The 15,472-nt window shown below is 69.0% G+C and carries 14 protein-coding genes; all 14 read right to left on the bottom strand.

All coding sequences use genetic code 11. From position 1 onward, the window contains the following. Positions 1 to 144 precede the first annotated feature (144 nt). On the bottom strand, positions 145 to 1,485 hold the full coding sequence (locus tag ACFQ7F_RS40705; protein WP_383282781.1) for an MFS transporter: 1,341 nt from the start codon (positions 1,483 to 1,485) through the stop codon (positions 145 to 147). Positions 1,486 to 1,544: 59 nt separating this feature from the next. Then, a complete protein-coding gene (locus ACFQ7F_RS40700; RefSeq protein ID WP_383282778.1) occupies positions 1,545 to 2,534 on the bottom strand; it encodes a hypothetical protein in 990 nt (329 codons plus the stop codon). Beyond that, positions 2,521 to 2,850, bottom strand: coding sequence for a darcynin family protein (locus tag ACFQ7F_RS40695; protein ID WP_383282775.1), 330 nt, complete (start codon positions 2,848 to 2,850; stop codon positions 2,521 to 2,523). The genes ACFQ7F_RS40700 and ACFQ7F_RS40695 overlap by 14 nt, the downstream gene beginning before the upstream one ends. Before the next feature lie 2 nt (positions 2,851 to 2,852). Continuing rightward, a complete protein-coding gene (locus tag ACFQ7F_RS40690) occupies positions 2,853 to 3,764 on the bottom strand; it encodes a TauD/TfdA family dioxygenase (RefSeq protein WP_383282772.1) in 912 nt (303 codons plus the stop codon). Between the two features lie 55 nt (positions 3,765 to 3,819). Then, the gene (locus ACFQ7F_RS40685) at positions 3,820 to 5,349 is read right to left on the bottom strand and encodes an AMP-binding protein (RefSeq protein WP_383282769.1); all 1,530 of its coding nucleotides are present in this window, start codon (positions 5,347 to 5,349) and stop codon (positions 3,820 to 3,822) included. Further along, the gene (locus tag ACFQ7F_RS40680; protein WP_383282766.1) at positions 5,346 to 5,996 is read right to left on the bottom strand and encodes a thermostable hemolysin; all 651 of its coding nucleotides are present in this window, start codon (positions 5,994 to 5,996) and stop codon (positions 5,346 to 5,348) included. The genes ACFQ7F_RS40685 and ACFQ7F_RS40680 overlap by 4 nt, the downstream gene beginning before the upstream one ends. Positions 5,997 to 6,148: 152 nt before the next feature. After that, positions 6,149 to 6,880, bottom strand: a complete 732-nt coding sequence (locus tag ACFQ7F_RS40675; protein WP_383282763.1) for a TetR/AcrR family transcriptional regulator — start codon at positions 6,878 to 6,880, stop codon at positions 6,149 to 6,151. Positions 6,881 to 6,933: 53 nt separating this feature from the next. Next, positions 6,934 to 7,803, bottom strand: coding sequence for a YhjD/YihY/BrkB family envelope integrity protein (locus ACFQ7F_RS40670; RefSeq protein WP_383282760.1), 870 nt, complete (start codon positions 7,801 to 7,803; stop codon positions 6,934 to 6,936). Between the two features lie 99 nt (positions 7,804 to 7,902). Next, positions 7,903 to 8,526: an ATP/GTP-binding protein gene (locus ACFQ7F_RS40665; protein ID WP_383282758.1), complete on the bottom strand. Its 624-nt coding sequence runs from the start codon at positions 8,524 to 8,526 to the stop codon at positions 7,903 to 7,905. After that, positions 8,507 to 8,899, bottom strand: coding sequence for a DUF742 domain-containing protein (locus tag ACFQ7F_RS40660; protein ID WP_383282755.1), 393 nt, complete (start codon positions 8,897 to 8,899; stop codon positions 8,507 to 8,509). Before ACFQ7F_RS40660 ends, ACFQ7F_RS40665 begins: the two co-directional genes overlap by 20 nt. Beyond that, entirely contained in the window at positions 8,896 to 9,306 is a 411-nt protein-coding gene (locus tag ACFQ7F_RS40655) for a roadblock/LC7 domain-containing protein (RefSeq protein ID WP_383282753.1), read from the bottom strand. The genes ACFQ7F_RS40660 and ACFQ7F_RS40655 overlap by 4 nt, the downstream gene beginning before the upstream one ends. 4 nt (positions 9,307 to 9,310) lie before the next feature. After that, complete coding sequence (locus ACFQ7F_RS40650) at positions 9,311 to 10,831, bottom strand: sensor histidine kinase (protein WP_383282750.1); 1,521 nt, start codon at positions 10,829 to 10,831, stop codon at positions 9,311 to 9,313. Positions 10,832 to 11,077: 246 nt separating this feature from the next. Next, positions 11,078 to 12,475: a hypothetical protein gene (locus tag ACFQ7F_RS40645; RefSeq protein ID WP_383282747.1), complete on the bottom strand. Its 1,398-nt coding sequence runs from the start codon at positions 12,473 to 12,475 to the stop codon at positions 11,078 to 11,080. After that, entirely contained in the window at positions 12,462 to 15,338 is a 2,877-nt protein-coding gene (locus ACFQ7F_RS40640; protein ID WP_383282744.1) for a peroxidase family protein, read from the bottom strand. Before ACFQ7F_RS40640 ends, ACFQ7F_RS40645 begins: the two co-directional genes overlap by 14 nt. Positions 15,339 to 15,472: the final 134 nt, after the last annotated feature.

The following is a 15,472-nucleotide window of genomic DNA, read 5'->3' as shown; positions in this document are numbered from 1 at the left end:
GGTGGGGGGCCGCCGGCCGGGGGGCGGGGGCCCCCCCCCACATCCCCCCCGGGGGCGGCGGGCCCGGCGGGGGGGGGGGGGGGCGGGCGGGGCCCCGGGCCGCCGCCCTTGTTTGTGCCCGCCGCCCACGGCGGGGTCCGTGTGTCACACGGTGGTCGTACGTCGGCGAGGCGCCGAGACCGCGGGGACGAGAACGGTCAGTACGACCACGGCGGCGAGCACCCAGAACGCCCGGTTCTGCTGGCCCTGGTGGGATGTGGTGGCCAGTGCCGCGGTGAGCGCCGCGATGCCGTTCACACCAGCCGCGGAGCCGATGTTGCGCAGCATCGTCGCGGCCGAGGTCGCAACGCCCAACTGCTCGGGAGGCGACTGGTCCTGGATGAGTGCGAGTGTCGTCGCCGTGACAGCCCCGGTTCCGACGCCGGCCAGCATGCCTGCCAGCCACGCGAGTTCACCGGTCGCGCTGAGAGAGGCACTGGCCAGCAGGGCCACAGAGCCCATGACCATCGGCGGCCGGTAGCCATGTTTGGCAACGAGCCCGCCCGTGGTGGCGCTGCCCGCGACCCAGCCGAGCGCGGCAAGGCCGACGACCACAGCGATCTGAGTGGTCGACGTCCCGGCAGCAGCAAGCCGGACGGGCAGGACCGTGACTGTCGCGTACATCACGACGCAAGCGCCGACAGTGGCGAGAGCCGCTCCCGCGGACGGGGTGCGGGCGAGGATCTGGCGCGGCACCAGGCCACCGCCGAAGCGGCGGACCAGGGCCAGAGCCACCAGGCCGATGAGCGCGGCAAGGACGCCGCCGAGCGTTCCGATACCGAGGGAACCACCCTGCAGACCGACGAGGAACAGCGCCGAGCCGCCCGTGACCAGCAGGTACTCTCCGGCCGGGAACCCGGAGCGCTTCCCCTGCCCTGCCCCGGCGGCCTCCCGCCGGGGCAGGGCGAGGGTGATCGCAAGGACGACGAGCGCGCACAGGGGCACGTTGATGAAGAACACCCACCGCCAGCCCCATGTTTCGGTGACCGCCGCCCCGACGACCGGCCCCAGGACGGCGGCCACTCCCCAGACCATGCTCAGCATCGACTGCGCCTTGGCACGTCGTTCCGGACCGAAGACACGTCCGACGATCACGTAGCTGGAGACCACGATCGCTCCTGCCGCCAGACCGTGCAGGACGCGGGCGGCGACCAGCACGCCGAAGGATCCCGCAAGCCCGGCGAGGACCGAGGCGCCAAGGAAGACCAGCGTCGCTCCGACGGCGAGCACCCGGTCGTCAAGACGGTCGGCGACCCAGCCGGCCAACGGCGTGCCGGCCACCTGCGCCAGCATGAACCCGGAGACCAGCCAGGCGTATCCGCCGCCCGAACCGCCACCGACGTCCGAGAGGACGCTGGGCAGGACAGTGCCCATGACGGTGGCGTCCATCGCGGCCAGGAGCAGGCCGAGCACGGCCGCTCCCACCGCGATCTTCCCCCCGGCCACGGCCGACCGAGTGGGCGCCGCTTCGCTCGGGGCGACGCCGGCCCCTACAGCCGATGACGTCACGGCCGGGCCCCCACGACGCTCGGTACCTTTGCCGGTGGCTCGACAGCCGCGGCGTGGATGCGGTCCACCCCGGAGAACTCGGTGATGAGCTGGGTGAGTTCGTCATCGAGGATTTCATCGACGCTGTAGAGAGTTCCATCGGCGGCGAAGACCTTGCCGCCGAACGCCTTGGTCATCTCCAGCTGCACGGCGGCCGCCGGGTTGTCCGTGACGAAGTCGATGTCGAGCAGCTGCCTGGTCGCCGCCTCGAAGGACGCTGCCAGAGTCCGGTTCAACTCCTCTATCTGGCCCAGGAGTTCACGTACCCGCTGCTGTTGTTGCGAGGTCAGCGCCGGGTAGATCAGCTTCATCGCCACATGGTCGATCTTCACGTGGCGGGCCTCGTCGAGGCCGTGGGTGTGCAGGAGCCGGGTGAAGAAGCGGGCACGGTCCGGGTCGAGCGCATCGGTGCGGTGCTCGAAGACAGTGATCACTGACTCCCCGACGTACGCCGAACAGCACAGCGCGACGAGCTTGACGTAGGGGTGGTCATCCGTACGGAAGACCTCAAGGCGCTCGTCGAACAGAGCCTTGTGCACGCGGGGTTCGGCACCGGAGAGGGCTCGCACATAGCGATAGAAGGTGTTCGCGTGCTGGATTTCCTCGGCGGCGAAGCAGGACAGCGCGTTGTGCAGCTCGTGCCCCAGGTTGATGGGGTCACGCAGGTCGTGCAGCTCCCCCATGACCATGGCCATGACAGTGCTCACATGGCGTTCGATCTCGGCGAGCTGGGCGAGTTCCTTGGTGAGATAGGCGACTGCCTGCGCTTCGTGGCCCCTCTCGCCGTAGGCGACGACGGAGACAAATTCCCGCTCCGCCCGGGTGCCGGCTTCCGCCCAGTCGAAGGCGTTGGGGTGGAAGGTGTTGATGTGCGCGAGCCGGGTGACCGAGGCGAGCTCGGTGCGTACGGCCTCGGCGATGCCATCGAACTGGTCAGGACTGGTCATTCTCGTACTCCTTGTAACCGTCTTGGAGCCCGATGGAGATGTCGCGGATGCGCACCCAGCCCTGGGCGATGAACTCACTGTCCCGCAGCTTCTCGATGAAGAAGTAGTACGTCTTGATGTCGTCGGTCTCGACGAACAGAAAGTCGGAGTAGTCCGTGGCGAACGCCTCGGCGTCGAAGTGACGGACCGACATCTTGTCGACGAACGGGCCGACGATCTCCTTCTGGAAGACCTGCTCCTTCTCGCTCCGCTGCTCCCGGCTCAACCGCAGCCAGGAGATGTCGAATTCGTAGCGGATGATGATGCCGTACTTCATGATCAGCTCCTGGCGTAGCTCTGGGCGTTGAGGATGGCGCGGTCGGGATCGGTGATCGCCCGTCGGCCGTGCATGACGCGGGTGTTGTCGATGAGGACGATGTCCCCGTCCTCCCACTGGACTTCCTCGGTGACCTTCTCGGCGGCCTCGGTGTACTCGACGATCACGTCGTCGGGTATCTCGGAGCCGTCGGCGAAGCGGATGTCGGGAGCCTCGTAGTTGAATGAGGGGCCCAGGAGGCTGTTGGCCCAGGCAGTGCGGGTGGATCGCCGGGTGGGGTGGGCCGCGTGTGCGGTGTACTCGTAGGTCAGGGACCCGTCCGGGCCCTCGGTGAAGGTCACATCGGCCCCGTCGTTCGCCAGGGCGTAGAGACTGCCGACCGTCATCTGGCCGGGGTGCAGAGCACCGCCGGAGAGGTGGGCGGCGAGCCGCTGCCACATGGCCTGCGGGACATTGCGCGAGTACTTCACCGGCTGATCGGTGAAGACCTTCTTCGCGCGCTCGGACAGCGCGTCCCAGACGCGGAAGCCGTCGCAGACGGTCGTCTCGGACCCCGACTTGGCTGCCTTGAGGCAGTGGAACCAGAGCAGATCGGGAGCGAAGGGCGTGGCCCCGTTCTCCAGGTGGAGCCCGATGGGGTCGTGCCCGGAATCGACCTTCTGGGCGGCATCGCCGTGGAACGTACGTGCCGGGTCCAGGGTCGTGCGGGAGCTGTAGCGCCGGACCAACTCGTTGAACTCATCGATGTTCGGCGCGAATCCGCGGATGAGAAGGTGCCCGGAGTCGGCAAGGAGGCCGTCGAGACCCGCCTGGTAGAGCTCCGTGAAGTCGGTGTCCGCGCCGGAGGGAGTGACCATCAGGCCATCGCCGTCGCCGATTGCGGTGAGTCGCAGCGTGTTCTGCGCAAGAGTCATTTCGAGATCCCCGTTCTCGGAAGGATGTTCAGTGGACAAAAGACGTGCGGTGGGTCTACGCGGGAGTTGCCGTCACCAGGTCGTCGAAGAGGAGCTGACGTCGTGGCCGGCCCGTGACGGTGAAGTACGTGCGGCGGAGGTCGCCGCTGTCCGGGACGACGATGAAGCGCTCGGGCCTGTCGGTCTCCGCCAGGTGGCGCTCGGCGTGCTCGTGTGCCTGGCGCCTCGTCGCATCGGGATCGGCACCCTCGGAGGTGACCAGAACGGCCGTGAGGTGTTCCATGCCCTCGCCGAACACGACGGAGTCCACCACTGAGGGGCAGCTGCGCAAGCTTCCTTCGACCCATTCCGGCGAGACGTTGCGACCGTGACTGGTGATGATCACGTTCTTCAGGCGGCCGAGGATCCGGATGTAGCCGTCCCCGTCGATCTCGGCACGGTCTCCGGTGTGCAGCCATCCGTCCTCATCGACGGGACGGCTTGTCGGGTCCTCGACGGTGTAACCGGCGAACAAGGACGTCGACTTCACCAGGAGCTCTCCGCCGTCCGAGAGCCTGACCCGGCAGTGCGGCAGGGGTCTGCCCACCGTGCCGGGCCTCCAGTGGTCGGGGGTGTTCCACGAGACCACCGAGCTGTTCTCGGACAGTCCGTACCCCTCGTGCACGCGCAACCCGGCAGCGTCCAGGCGGAGTTGCGCCTCGACGTCCACGGGCGCACCGCCTGCCATGAGGAACGGCCGCGCTCCGTCACCGAGGACCGTCCCCGCATCGGCCTGCTCGCCGCGGACCGCCTTGTCGAGGGCGCTCACCGCGGCCGGCGGAAGCACGGCGGCGGTCGGCCGCCCGGCCCTCATCCAGGTCACCACGTCGTCGGCGCGGGATCCGGCAGTACCGAGCAGCGCGGTGGACTCCGGCAGCAGAATCATGCGGCCGCCGTTGATGATCGGCAGGTACACGGCGGTGACCTGCTCGATGAGCAGGCTGAACGGCACCAGAGACAGGTAACGCGCGTAAACCCCGGCAGGTGAGACGGAGTTCAGCGATATCAGCAGGGCTTCGAGAGCCTGGGCGCGGATCTTCACGCCCTTGGGTGCTCCGGTGGTCCCCGACGTGTGGATGACCTTGATGATGCGTTCGTCCGGAGGCAGCTGCAGCTCGTCGGCGTCCACCACGCGGGTCCCCGCACCGCTGTCGGCCGCGATCGGGATGACGGTGACCGAGCCTTCCAGGCCCCACTCCACGAGCTTGCGGGCACCGGCTTCATCGGCCAGGCACAGCCGGACCTCCTTCAGCAGCGAGGCCGCCTGCTCACCGGAGAACGCCAGCGGCACGGGCACCTCGACGAGGCCGCCGAGAAGGAGCGCGAGATCCGCTGCCACCCATTCCGGCCCGTTGCCGGCGACAACGCCGATCGTGGTTCCGGGGGTTGCCCCGAGGTCGGCCAGCAGGCGACGTATCTGCCCGCTCCACCCGGCGAGGTCTCCGTAGGTGAAGGTCTCGGCTATGGAGCCGTCGGCGGCCAGTCGTTCGACGAGGACGTTGTCCCGGTGGCCGGGCGCATAAAGACTGTCGTAGATGTTCCTCATCGGGCGCCCGCTGTCTGCGTGGCCGGCGAGGCTTCCTGCCCCCAGGTGACAGTGAGGTGGTAGCCGGTCTCTGCCTCGCGGTTGATACCGGCGTCGAACGCCCGCAGGTCGATGAATCCCGCGACAGGAGAGGTGTCGTAATACGTCCCCCACTTGCCCCTCTGCGCGTGGGGCAGTGCCTCCTCCCGCGCTTCGGCGACGCTCGTGAACTGAAGCCCGATCCGCGCCAGGGTGCGGGCGAGCGGCTTGGTGACCGTGCAGAGCAGGTACGAAGCTCCGTTGCACCAGCAGAGCGCGGGCATCATCCGGATCAGCTGCAGGCCCGCGCCGGGTTCACTGGATGCCAGCGGCCCGACCTCGACCATGCTGGTCGGCTCGCATTCCGCGAGAGTCTGCCGGGAGATGACGGCAGCGGCCGCGTCACCCAGGTAGTTCTCGACGAAAAGGCTTCGTTCCCCCCCGTACGTCAGCCCCGCACAGGCCAGCGGGGTGACGTCCGATCCGTTGCCCTCGTCCGTGCACAGGGCGATGAAGCTGTCCGGTGACGGTTCGATGTGCGCCTGGTAGTCCCGTGCGTACCGATCTCTCGCGAGATCGGCACATGCTTGCCACAGCCCACTGCCGCGGCGAGCGATGTTGATGCGCATTGCCCCTCCGTTCGCATCACGGCCCGGCCAACCGGCCGGGCACGCCCCTCACTTTATGACCAGTAGTCATTTTTTGACAACTAGTTCAAACAAGAGGCGAGCGAACGGAAAATGAACAGGGGTCTACAGTCACCCTCGACCCGCTGCGACCACTACTCAGGGTGACTGTCCGGCGCATGCTGCGCGGCAACCGAGTCAACGACATCGGCCACCACCTGATGCAGCTTCACCACCTCTTCGACGCCCAACCGGGTCCAGCCCAGGCCGCTCACCATGGAGGTCATCACCTTCAGGCGGGCGTCCAGCCCCTCTTCACCCGCCCACAAGAAGCGTCGCGAGAGCAGATGCATGGCCGCGTACCCGAGGATGTAGGCGCGCAGGGCGTCCACCGCCACACCCGGTTCGACGTCGTCATTACTGAAGGCGCCCTCGGCGACACTGCGCTCCACGGCATACCCGACCACCTGCGTCATCTGCGCTTCGATGAGGTCGCGCCGCTTGAGCCGCTGCTCGGACGCGACTTCGCAGACGGCGTCCGTGCGCGCCGTGAGGCTGCACTCGAACAGCACCGGGGCCACCTCCGCGTGCCGCATATAGGCGAGGGTCATGCCATACATGGACCGCACCCCGTCCCACGGCAGATCCGCGATCGCCTGGAAGTACCGCAACTGCTGCCGGGCGCTCTCCGCGGAGAGCTCGATGAGCAGGTCCTCACGACAGGTGAAGTGGTTGTACACCGTGCCCTTGGAGTACCCCGCCTCCTCGGCGAGCTTCCCCAGAGTCAGGTTGTGGAAGCCGTCCCGGCAGATCATGTCCAGGGCGACACGCACCAGCTTCTGGTCACGTTCTGCTACTTCTTGGGCTTTCCTGTGAGTCGTTCGCATGGAAGCATTATGTATGACCAGCGGTCAAAGTTCGACAGTTGGTCAATGTATTGTCAAATTTTTCTTTGCCCGGACGCCGTCAGTCTGCGTCCTAGCCGCTGCTCGTGGACGAGGCGTCCCACAAGCGCTCCGCCGTACACGACGAAGCCCACCCCCACCAGCCAGGACTGCAGGATCAGCACCGTCCCGAACGGGCCGTAGGTCACCGCGTTCGACGCGATCAGCGGAGAGAAGACGAACTGCGAGAAGACCCGCAGCCCGAGCAGCCCCAACGCGGTGGCGGCGGCCCCGGGGGCCAGGGCCCGCCAGCGGATCCGGCCGCACAGGAGCAGTCGTTGCGACCACCAGAAGAAGAGGAACACGCCGATGGCGTCTCCCACGGTGATCAGGGCGGTTTCGACGGGGGACGACTCCTCCGGCGAGGGCGCGGTCACGAAGAGCAGCAGAAAGAAGACCAGCACGGCCAGCCAGACGACGTGCCGCCACATGGTGTGCCAGCGCGCCGCAGGCAAGTCCCACACGCGTTCGTAGCCGGTCTGGACGGCGGATCCGAAGGTCACGCCGAACGCGGCAAGGGCGGCGAGGCCGAACGCCGTGGTCCGCTGCAGCGCACGGCCCGGCACGCCGAACAGTCGCTCAATGTCCTCCTCCGGCACCTCGGACACCCCCAGGCCCTGCACCAGCCATCGGGCGAAGCCCTCTCCCCTCGCGAGGTCGGCCGCGGCGATGACGACGAGGAGGGGCACGAGCGTGAGAAAGCTGAGCGCCGCGAAGCCCATGGCTCGGTGCATCAGCTCCATCTCGCGCCCGCGGTTCCAGGCGAGGCCGACGACCGAGGCCGTGAGGCGGCGTTGGAGGCGCAGGAACCACTGTTCGTGCCGCGCGGAGCCGCCGCGGTTCGGCGTACCGGGTACTGGGGCCATACCGGTTCGACTACCCGTAATCGCCGCGGACCCAGTCCGGCGTACCGCCGAACGGGCTCGCGCACGCGGTCGCGTCGCGCACGCGCTTCCGCCGTCAGATCACAGGGCGCTCTCCAGTGCGGCGGTCGAGCGTTCCCTGAGGTGGCGGATCAGGGCGATGAGCACATCGCGGCTCGACTCCCGGTCCCTGGCGTCGCAGGCGACGACCGGTATGTGCTCGGAGATGTCCAGGGCGTCCCGTATCTCCTCGACGGGATGGTGCTTGGAGTCCGGGAAGACGTTGAGGGCGATGACGAAGGGCACGCCCTGTTGCTCCATCTCCTCGATCGCCCGGAAGCTGGACGCGAGGCGCCGTGTGTCCACCAGGACGACGGCCCCCAGGGCGCCCTTGAACAGGCCGTTCCACAGGAACCAGAAGCGCTCCTGGCCCGGTGTGCCGAACAGGTAGAGGACGAGCTGTTCGTTGAGGCCGATCCGCCCGAAGTCGAGGCTGACGGTGGTCTCGGTCTTGTCGGCGACCCCGATGAGGTGGTCGACGTCGGCGCTCGCCCGGGTGAGGGTCTCCTCGGTGGTGAGCGGTTTGATGTCGCTCACGGAGCGGACCATGGTGGTCTTGCCGGTGCCGAAGCCCCCGGCGATCATCACCTTGACCGAGCGGCTCCCGGCGGGCAGTGAGCCCGCCGGCGTCGGCCGGTCGGGACGGTCAAAGCCTTTGAAGTCCACGGAGTACCTCCTCGAGGAGCGCGATGTCCGCCCCATGGCCGGGTGTGGAAGCCGGGATGGGATCGCGGGCGTCCACCTGGCCTGCTTCCAACAGGTCGGCCACGAGCACGGCGAGAATGTTGAACGGCAGTCCGAGGTGGGCGCTCAGCTCGGCGGCCGACAGCGGATCGCGGCACCAGCGCACGATCTCCTCGTGCTCGTGCTGCATGCCGGGCGTGGGCGCCGGGGCGGAGCGGGAGACGATGAGGGTCGCCACATCGAGGCCGGCGGCCGGCCCGCCAGGAGCACTGCGCCCGCCGGTGAGCACGTAGTAGCGCTCGAGCCCTGACGGGTTCGTGGGCCGTGGGGGGCCGGGCCGGTGGGGACCGCTCATCCAGGATGCTCGTCCTGGCGCGCAGTGGTGCCGAGGAGCTCACCCATCCTGCGGGACAGGTCCCTCATCTGGTGACCGAGCAGCCCCTGGTCGAGTCCTTCCCTGGCGAGGACGCCGAGGTACGTCTCCGCTCCGGCCCGCACCACGAACAGGTGCCCGCCGTCGACCTCGATCATCGCGAGGCGCAACTGGCCGCCGTACTTGGGGAACTGGTCCGCGACGGGCTGGGCGAGCGCCTGCAGGCCCGCGACGACGGCGGCGAAGCGGTCCACGTCGTCCGGGTCCTCGGCTCCGTACGACGTGATGGCCTTGCCGTCGCTCGAAGCGACAAGCGCGAAGCGGATCTCCTGGATGCTCTCGGTCAGGTCGCGGAGCGCCCAGCTCACGTCCGTCATGTGCTGCGTCATGTGACTAGTCGCTCTCTTCGGTGCGGTGCTCGTCGGTCTCTCGTCCGGCTGTGGCGAAGGCCGCCATGCCGGTGAAGGACGCGTCCGGCGGTGCCACGGGCGCCGCGGGGCCTGTGCCCGTCGTGGCCTGTGGCTGCCCGGAGTCGGCCACCTTCGGGGAATGGGTGTGCTTGCTCCTGCGCCGGGGCAGGCCGCCCGGCGTGACATCCGCGGCGGGCACGGCCGGCGCGGCGGGCGGCTCGGTCCGGGGGGCCGGTGCCGCCACGGGGGCGGCCGGCAGCTCACTGAAGTACTTGTGCGGTACGACGACGACCACGGAGGTGCCGAGCCACGGCGAGTCGGCGAAGGCGACCTTGATGCCGTACTTGCGGGCGAGCGTGCCCACCACGCGCAGGCCCAGGTGTGCGTCGTCCGAGAGGCCGCCGAGGCCGGGGCCCGCCGAAACGCCCTCGAACGACTGCAGCACCTGCTGCTTCTTCTCGTCGGTCAGGCCCTTGCCCGCGTCCTGGATCTCGATGCCGACGCCGTTGGGCACCTCCTTGCCGGACACGACGACCGGCTCGGTGGACGGCGAGTAGCGCGCCGCGTTGTCCAGGAGGTGGGCGAAGATCAGCGTGAGGTGGTCCACCAGACCGCCGTCGACGCCGAGTTCGGGCAGCTGGCGCAGCTGGACCCGGTCGAAGTCCTTGATGCGGCCGATGCCGCCGCGTACGACGCTGAGAAGGCGCTGCGGCTCCTGCCACTGACGGCCGGGCCGGTCGGTGCCGCCGAGCACACCGATGCTGGCGGCCAGACAGTCGGCGGGGCCGATCGCCTGGTCGAGCTGCATCAGGCCCCGGGCGACGGCGGGGGTACCGCCGTGCTCGCCCTGCATCTCGTGCAGCCTGCCGCGGATCTTTCCGGTGAGCACATGGATCCGGCTGCCGATGCTGATCACGGCCTGCTGGGCGGATGTGCTGCGGTTGAACTCCTCCTCGACGGCGATCAGGCCGGTCCGCAGGACCTTGCGCAGTTCGAGCCTGAACTCCGGTGAGATGTCGGTCTCTTGGTCGAGGTCGAGCGGCAGGACGTCGTCGATCGCCTCGCCGCCGCGCAGGCCGGTGAAGGCCTTGGGCAGGAACTCGTCCGCCAGGCGGGCCACCAGGGCCTGCTGCTGGTCGAGGCGCCACTGCCACACCTTGGCCTCGTCGGCCTGGTGGGCTTCGAAGGCGGCGCGTTCACCTTCGTGCCGCCGCTCGATGGCGGCGACATGCTGCTGCCACTGCTGGGAGTGGTTCAGCTGGGCGGTGCGCGCGTCCTCGGCAACACGGCTCAACTCCCGCCGTGTGCGCAGCAGGAGGCGGATACACGCCGCGGCGGCCGCGGTTGCCGCGAGGCCCGCGACCGCGGTGGGCATGCGGGCCGGATCGGAGACGACGGCCAGGGCGGCGACGCTGGCCGCGCCCAGGCCTGTCGGTAACAGCCACCAGCTGTACCAGGCCGCGGGCGCCCGGGCTGCCGCCGACGGCGGAGTGGCAAGTTCCATCTGCATCCTCAAACCAACGCGATCGAAGAGTGGACAACCCCATCAGGGGTTCGCACCCATCGCATGTCGGTGCCCCTCCATAGGCGGCGGCACCTCCTCGATCACCTGCGTGATCCCCCGTGCGACAGCGCGACAGCGCCGTGGTGCGCGACAGACTCACATCGCGTCAACTCACGGCGCTGCAACGGAGCTTATCTGGTGAGGCGTGTGGTAGATCAACCCCGCAGGTGCGGGAGAAGAAGGGCTCTAGCCGTCCCACAGGTCTTGGTGGCGGCGGTGCGCGGGCGTCAGTCCCTGGGTGAAGTACTTGTCGTAGTACTCGCTCTCCACGTGGTGGGCCTGGAGCCAGATTCCGGGGACGTGGATCGCGTCCGTGTGCGCGGGGAAGCGGCGGTGCGTCCGGAGAATGTACGCGCAGATGTCGCGGGCGCAGTCGATCACCCGCTCCTCGTACTCGCTGGCCTCCGCCAGATAGCGCTGGCCGTAGTCCTCCCGGTAGATGCGGCTGAAGACGTCCTTGTCGCTGTAGACGCCCCCGGGGCCGAACTTCTCGCGGATCACCGTGTCCACCGCGTCGGACATCGACGCGAACGCCGGCGGACACGCGGCGGAGATCAGCTGCTCACCGCCCGGCGCTTTCAGGCCCACCGGGTGCGAGCGCACGTTGGCGTACTTGGGAAGCGGGATGTGCCAGCGCCACACGTCGGCCGGGCGCCAGCGCGGGGTGACGAAGGTGAAGCCGAGCATCCTGCCGTAGGTGCGGGAGAACTTGGGGTCCCCCAGGGCGATTTGAGGGTTGAGGGACGCGTGGATCCAGGCGCCCAGGCCCATCGCCTCGGCGACCAGCATGACGTTCTGGAGCAGCAGGTCCGCCTCGATCTGGGTGCGGAGCGGGCCGAGCGCCCCCAGCGGCAGCTTCACCTTCTCGTTCAGGAAGCCGCTCTTGACCCACTTCTTCACACCCGCAGGACGGTAGAAGTTCCGGTCGTCCACCAGGGTGGGCCGCGCCCCGTCCGGCTGTGTGAGCAGGTACATCAGGGCGTTGATGTACTGGTGGGACAGGTCCACCACCGGGAACAGGACCGTCGTGCCCGGCTGGTTGGACAGGAAGCGGTTCGAGTCCAGGTAGGCCGGGAAGTCCCGCAGGCCCTCCGCCACGTCGAGGCGGTGGTCGAGGACCTTGACCTTGGCCTGCCGTGCGCGGGCGGTCAGGGTCGGTGCGTCGAAGGGTTCCTCCGGCGCCGGGGGCAGCTTCCTCAGGTAGTACGTGCCGGTGTCGTTGATCAGGAAGAAGTGTGTGCCCTGCGCGTTGTCGGGGCTGCCCGCCGTGCGACCCGCCATGGTCAGGTTCGGCTTCGCCATGATCGGTTTGCCGTTCCGCGGGTCCTCGAAGGGGCGGTCGGGCATCGTGAGCCCGGTGCAGCCGGTGAGGGCGATCAGGACCGCTTCCTCAAGATCGGTCAGCGGCTGCGGGGCGTCCTTGGAGACGTAACTCATCGATCCCGCGGGGACGGTGGCGCCGCGGCTCACCCGGTGGGTGCGGCGGCGCCAGACCGTCTCGAGAAGGGGACGTACGAAGAGGTCGGCGAGGCCGGGGTGGTGCCCGTCCGCCATGCTTTCGGGCCCGCCCTCAGCCTGCGGCATCGCTGCCACCGTCCCGCATCGGCTGCACCTGCCGCCACGGTGCGAACGCGCTCGCGCCGCGCGGCAGCAAGCCCGCGAGGTCCGGGGCATGCCGCTGGATCACGGACTTCATGCCGCCCCTCTCGACCCAGTCGATGCCGAGCGGCGTATAGATCTCGGGGCGGTAGTCGACGGTCAGGAAGCGGTCGCTCTGCAGGCGCCGCGTGGCCATCAGGATGAAGACGCGGAAGGCCGTGTCGCTGAAGCCGAAGCCGGTCGGCGGGTTCTCGGCGAACAGGCCGACCACGGTGTCGATCTCGTCGACCGAGTCGTAGACGTCCTTGAGGCGCGCGACGGTCTCGGGGTCCTGGCTCAGGTCCTCGAAGCGGCTGATGCGCGGCTTGTGCAGGCCCGCGCGGAAGTCGTTGTAGCGCGGCACGCCCCGCCTGCGGGTGCGGACGAGGTCGACGACCGACAGGTCGATGATCTCGCCGTCGCGCTCGAAACGCTGGAGCGCGCGCGGGAAGTTGTTGAGGGTGATCGCGCCCGGGTGGGCGATGCCGAACGAGTAGAGGGTGTCGGCGAGGCCCGTCTTGCGGATGGCGGCCTCGGCCGCGCCGCCCTGGATGTCCTGGAAGCCGAGGTTCTCCAGGCGCTGCCCGAAGTGGTGCTCGCGCATCACGTAGTCGTCGGGGATGAGCGGGTGCATCCGGTAGACGGTGACGAAGTCCTCGGTGAGGGAGTACGGCGCCGCCTGGTGGTCCGGCAGTGTCTTGGGGATGCCGGTCAGCGAGTGGGCCTCCAGGAGCCACAGGCCCAGCTTGTTCAGCCAATTGTTGGGCGGGCCTTCCCAGTTGGTGTGCAGACCGAGGTCGATGGCCTTGGTGGCGAGGATCGCCGGGGTCCACTCCACCGTGTGGATCTTGGCGATGAGGGCGGAGACGACCAGACGTGCCGTGTGGTAGATGCTGTCCTCGCTCATCGCGGGGTACTCGTGGCGCAGCGCCGTGCAGACGGCGTTGTGCTCGCGGGCGAAGAGCGTGTGCATCGCGCTGAGGCCCAGCCACCAGCTCTCGTTGAAGCCGGTGAGCGGGATCCCGTTCTGGCCGACGGGCAGGTGGCCTTCCTCCAGGCGCAGGTTGGCACTGCCGTCCGCCTCGCGCAGGAACTTCGCGGTCCGCTCGTCCGCGCCGTACACCTCCGAGCCGTCCCACCAGTGGGACGCGGAGTTGGCGAAGAGGATCGGGGGCTGGTTGCCGGGAAGGTGGATGCCCTCGTTCTCGGCGAAGCGCATCACGTTCTCGGCGGGCCCGCCGGGGGTGTTCTGCCAGCTGCTGCCGCCGGGCAGCGGGACCTCGACGGCCTTGCCGCCGACCGGGTAGCGGCGGTGGTTGACCCAGTCGTGGACCTGGAACTGGATCCAGGCGGCGGCCAGGATGTTGAGCGAGGTCGCAGGGACGAAGGTGTCGCGCTGCAGCAGCGTACGGCTGACGGTGACGGGGTTCGGGGTGTCGAAGAGATCGGGCCGGTAGTCCGGCTTCAGGTTGCGTCCGAAGGCCGCGCCCACGGCTCCCATGGAGGGCTTGGAGAGGTCGTTGTACGTCCCGTCGTACGACCGGGCCGTGCGCAGCCGCTCGTCGACCGGCGCGGGCACGGGCACGGCTTTCGGCGGCGCCTCGGGGATGTCGGTGTCGATGAGGTTGAGGCGCCTGAGCACCTTGCGCAGGTAGACCAGGTTCAGCAGGCTCGCCTCCAACGGCAGCCTGTGCCACGGCACATAGCGGTTCAGCGCCGCGAAGAACCCGCCGACCGGGATACCGAGCACCGTGTTGCGCAGCGGCTCCCCCGTGGTGAAGCGCAGGCCCTGGCGGTGGGCGGCGCTCGCTTCGTACGCTGCCTTGCGGGCGCGGTTGAGATTGCCCAGGGGGCGGAACTCATCGGTCGTGTACCAGGGGTTGAAGGCGAGTTCCTCGACCCGCCCGGCCGCCGCCATGGCATCGGCGGTTGCCAGGTCCTGGCGTGGCACGATGAGGCGTCCGACGGGCACCGCGGGCGTGATGATGTCCTTCCACTCCACGGAGCCGTCCTCGACGGGCGTGCGCTTCTCGTCCACGTACCGCTGGACGCACAGCTCGAAGGCGACGTCCGAGGTGACGAGGCGGTGCGCGAGTTCGCGGTGGAGGAAGCCGGGGTCGCGGCGCTCGGGCTTCGGCTCGGGGGCGCTGCCCACGACGGGGCGCAGGAGGTAGCGGACCGGGCCCGCCTCGCCCCAGAGGATCGCGCCGCGGCTCCAGTACGTCTCCCTGGCGAGGCTGTTGACCGTGTGCCGGGTGGCGGCCTGGATGTTCTGCCGCATCCGGGTCGCGGTGGACAGACCGACGGCGAGCGGGAGTTTCACGAGCAGGCCGAAGGCCTTCTGCACGGGATTGTTCGCGCCCGCCATGGCCTTGGCGAAGGCGACGAACTCACGGGCGTCACGGGCGTGCGACACCGGGAAGTTGGTGGCGAGCAGATCGTGGCTCTCCTCGTCCGACACCTTCACGCGCACGGCCACGCCGCGCAGATCGGCCACGGCGTCGGGCTGCCGGGTGCCGCTCGCGTTGGAGAGCCGCACGGTCGCCTGAAACTCGGCGCCCGGCTGGGCGAATCCCGAGCGCAGGGCCTCGGGCAGGTCGTCGTGGAAGGTGAGGCGGGCGTTCTCCACGGCGAGCGCCGGTTTCGCGTGCTGGGTGCGCGCGAGAGAACCGGCGCCACTGGTGCGCCGGTTCTTGTCCTGGACCTTCATCATTTCGCGGGCCAGGCGCTCGAAGAGGCGGTGCTCCGCCTCGGGGCTGCCGCCCACGTAGCGCTCGTAGGTCTGCTCGTACTGTCCGGTGTCGGCCATCAGGCGCTTCCTTCGCACGCAGGCGTACGGGACGGGGCTCGGTCCTCTCGTCGGACTTCCGCCGTCCGCCCGGTGCGGGCAGGCGGGATTCCGACCACAGGGGCGAGGACGCGAAACAAGGGGCGGGGCCGCCC

The sequence above is a fragment of the Streptomyces sp. NPDC056486 genome (assembly GCF_042795295.1).
Taxonomy (GTDB): Bacteria; Actinomycetota; Actinomycetes; order Streptomycetales; family Streptomycetaceae; genus Streptomyces.
The sequence above is the reverse complement of the archived record's forward strand: the minus strand, read 5'-3'. Positions and strand labels throughout refer to the sequence as shown.

What these genes read in the sequence shown, in the direction of transcription:
- ACFQ7F_RS40700 (WP_383282778.1), bottom strand. Translation starts at nt 2,534, where the DNA reads ATGACCAGTCCTGACCAGTTCGATGGCATCGCCGAGGCCGTACGCACC.
- ACFQ7F_RS40695 (WP_383282775.1), bottom strand. Translation starts at nt 2,850, where the DNA reads ATGAAGTACGGCATCATCATCCGCTACGAATTCGACATCTCCTGGCTG.
- ACFQ7F_RS40690 (WP_383282772.1), bottom strand. Translation starts at nt 3,764, where the DNA reads ATGACTCTTGCGCAGAACACGCTGCGACTCACCGCAATCGGCGACGGC.
- ACFQ7F_RS40685 (WP_383282769.1), bottom strand. Translation starts at nt 5,349, where the DNA reads ATGAGGAACATCTACGACAGTCTTTATGCGCCCGGCCACCGGGACAAC.
- ACFQ7F_RS40680 (WP_383282766.1), bottom strand. Translation starts at nt 5,996, where the DNA reads ATGCGCATCAACATCGCTCGCCGCGGCAGTGGGCTGTGGCAAGCATGT.
- ACFQ7F_RS40675 (WP_383282763.1), bottom strand. Translation starts at nt 6,880, where the DNA reads ATGCGAACGACTCACAGGAAAGCCCAAGAAGTAGCAGAACGTGACCAG.
- ACFQ7F_RS40670 (WP_383282760.1), bottom strand. Translation starts at nt 7,803, where the DNA reads ATGGCCCCAGTACCCGGTACGCCGAACCGCGGCGGCTCCGCGCGGCAC.
- ACFQ7F_RS40660 (WP_383282755.1), bottom strand. Translation starts at nt 8,899, where the DNA reads ATGAGCGGTCCCCACCGGCCCGGCCCCCCACGGCCCACGAACCCGTCA.
- ACFQ7F_RS40655 (WP_383282753.1), bottom strand. Translation starts at nt 9,306, where the DNA reads ATGACGCAGCACATGACGGACGTGAGCTGGGCGCTCCGCGACCTGACC.
- ACFQ7F_RS40650 (WP_383282750.1), bottom strand. Translation starts at nt 10,831, where the DNA reads ATGGAACTTGCCACTCCGCCGTCGGCGGCAGCCCGGGCGCCCGCGGCC.
- ACFQ7F_RS40645 (WP_383282747.1), bottom strand. Translation starts at nt 12,475, where the DNA reads ATGCCGCAGGCTGAGGGCGGGCCCGAAAGCATGGCGGACGGGCACCAC.
- ACFQ7F_RS40640 (WP_383282744.1), bottom strand. Translation starts at nt 15,338, where the DNA reads ATGGCCGACACCGGACAGTACGAGCAGACCTACGAGCGCTACGTGGGC.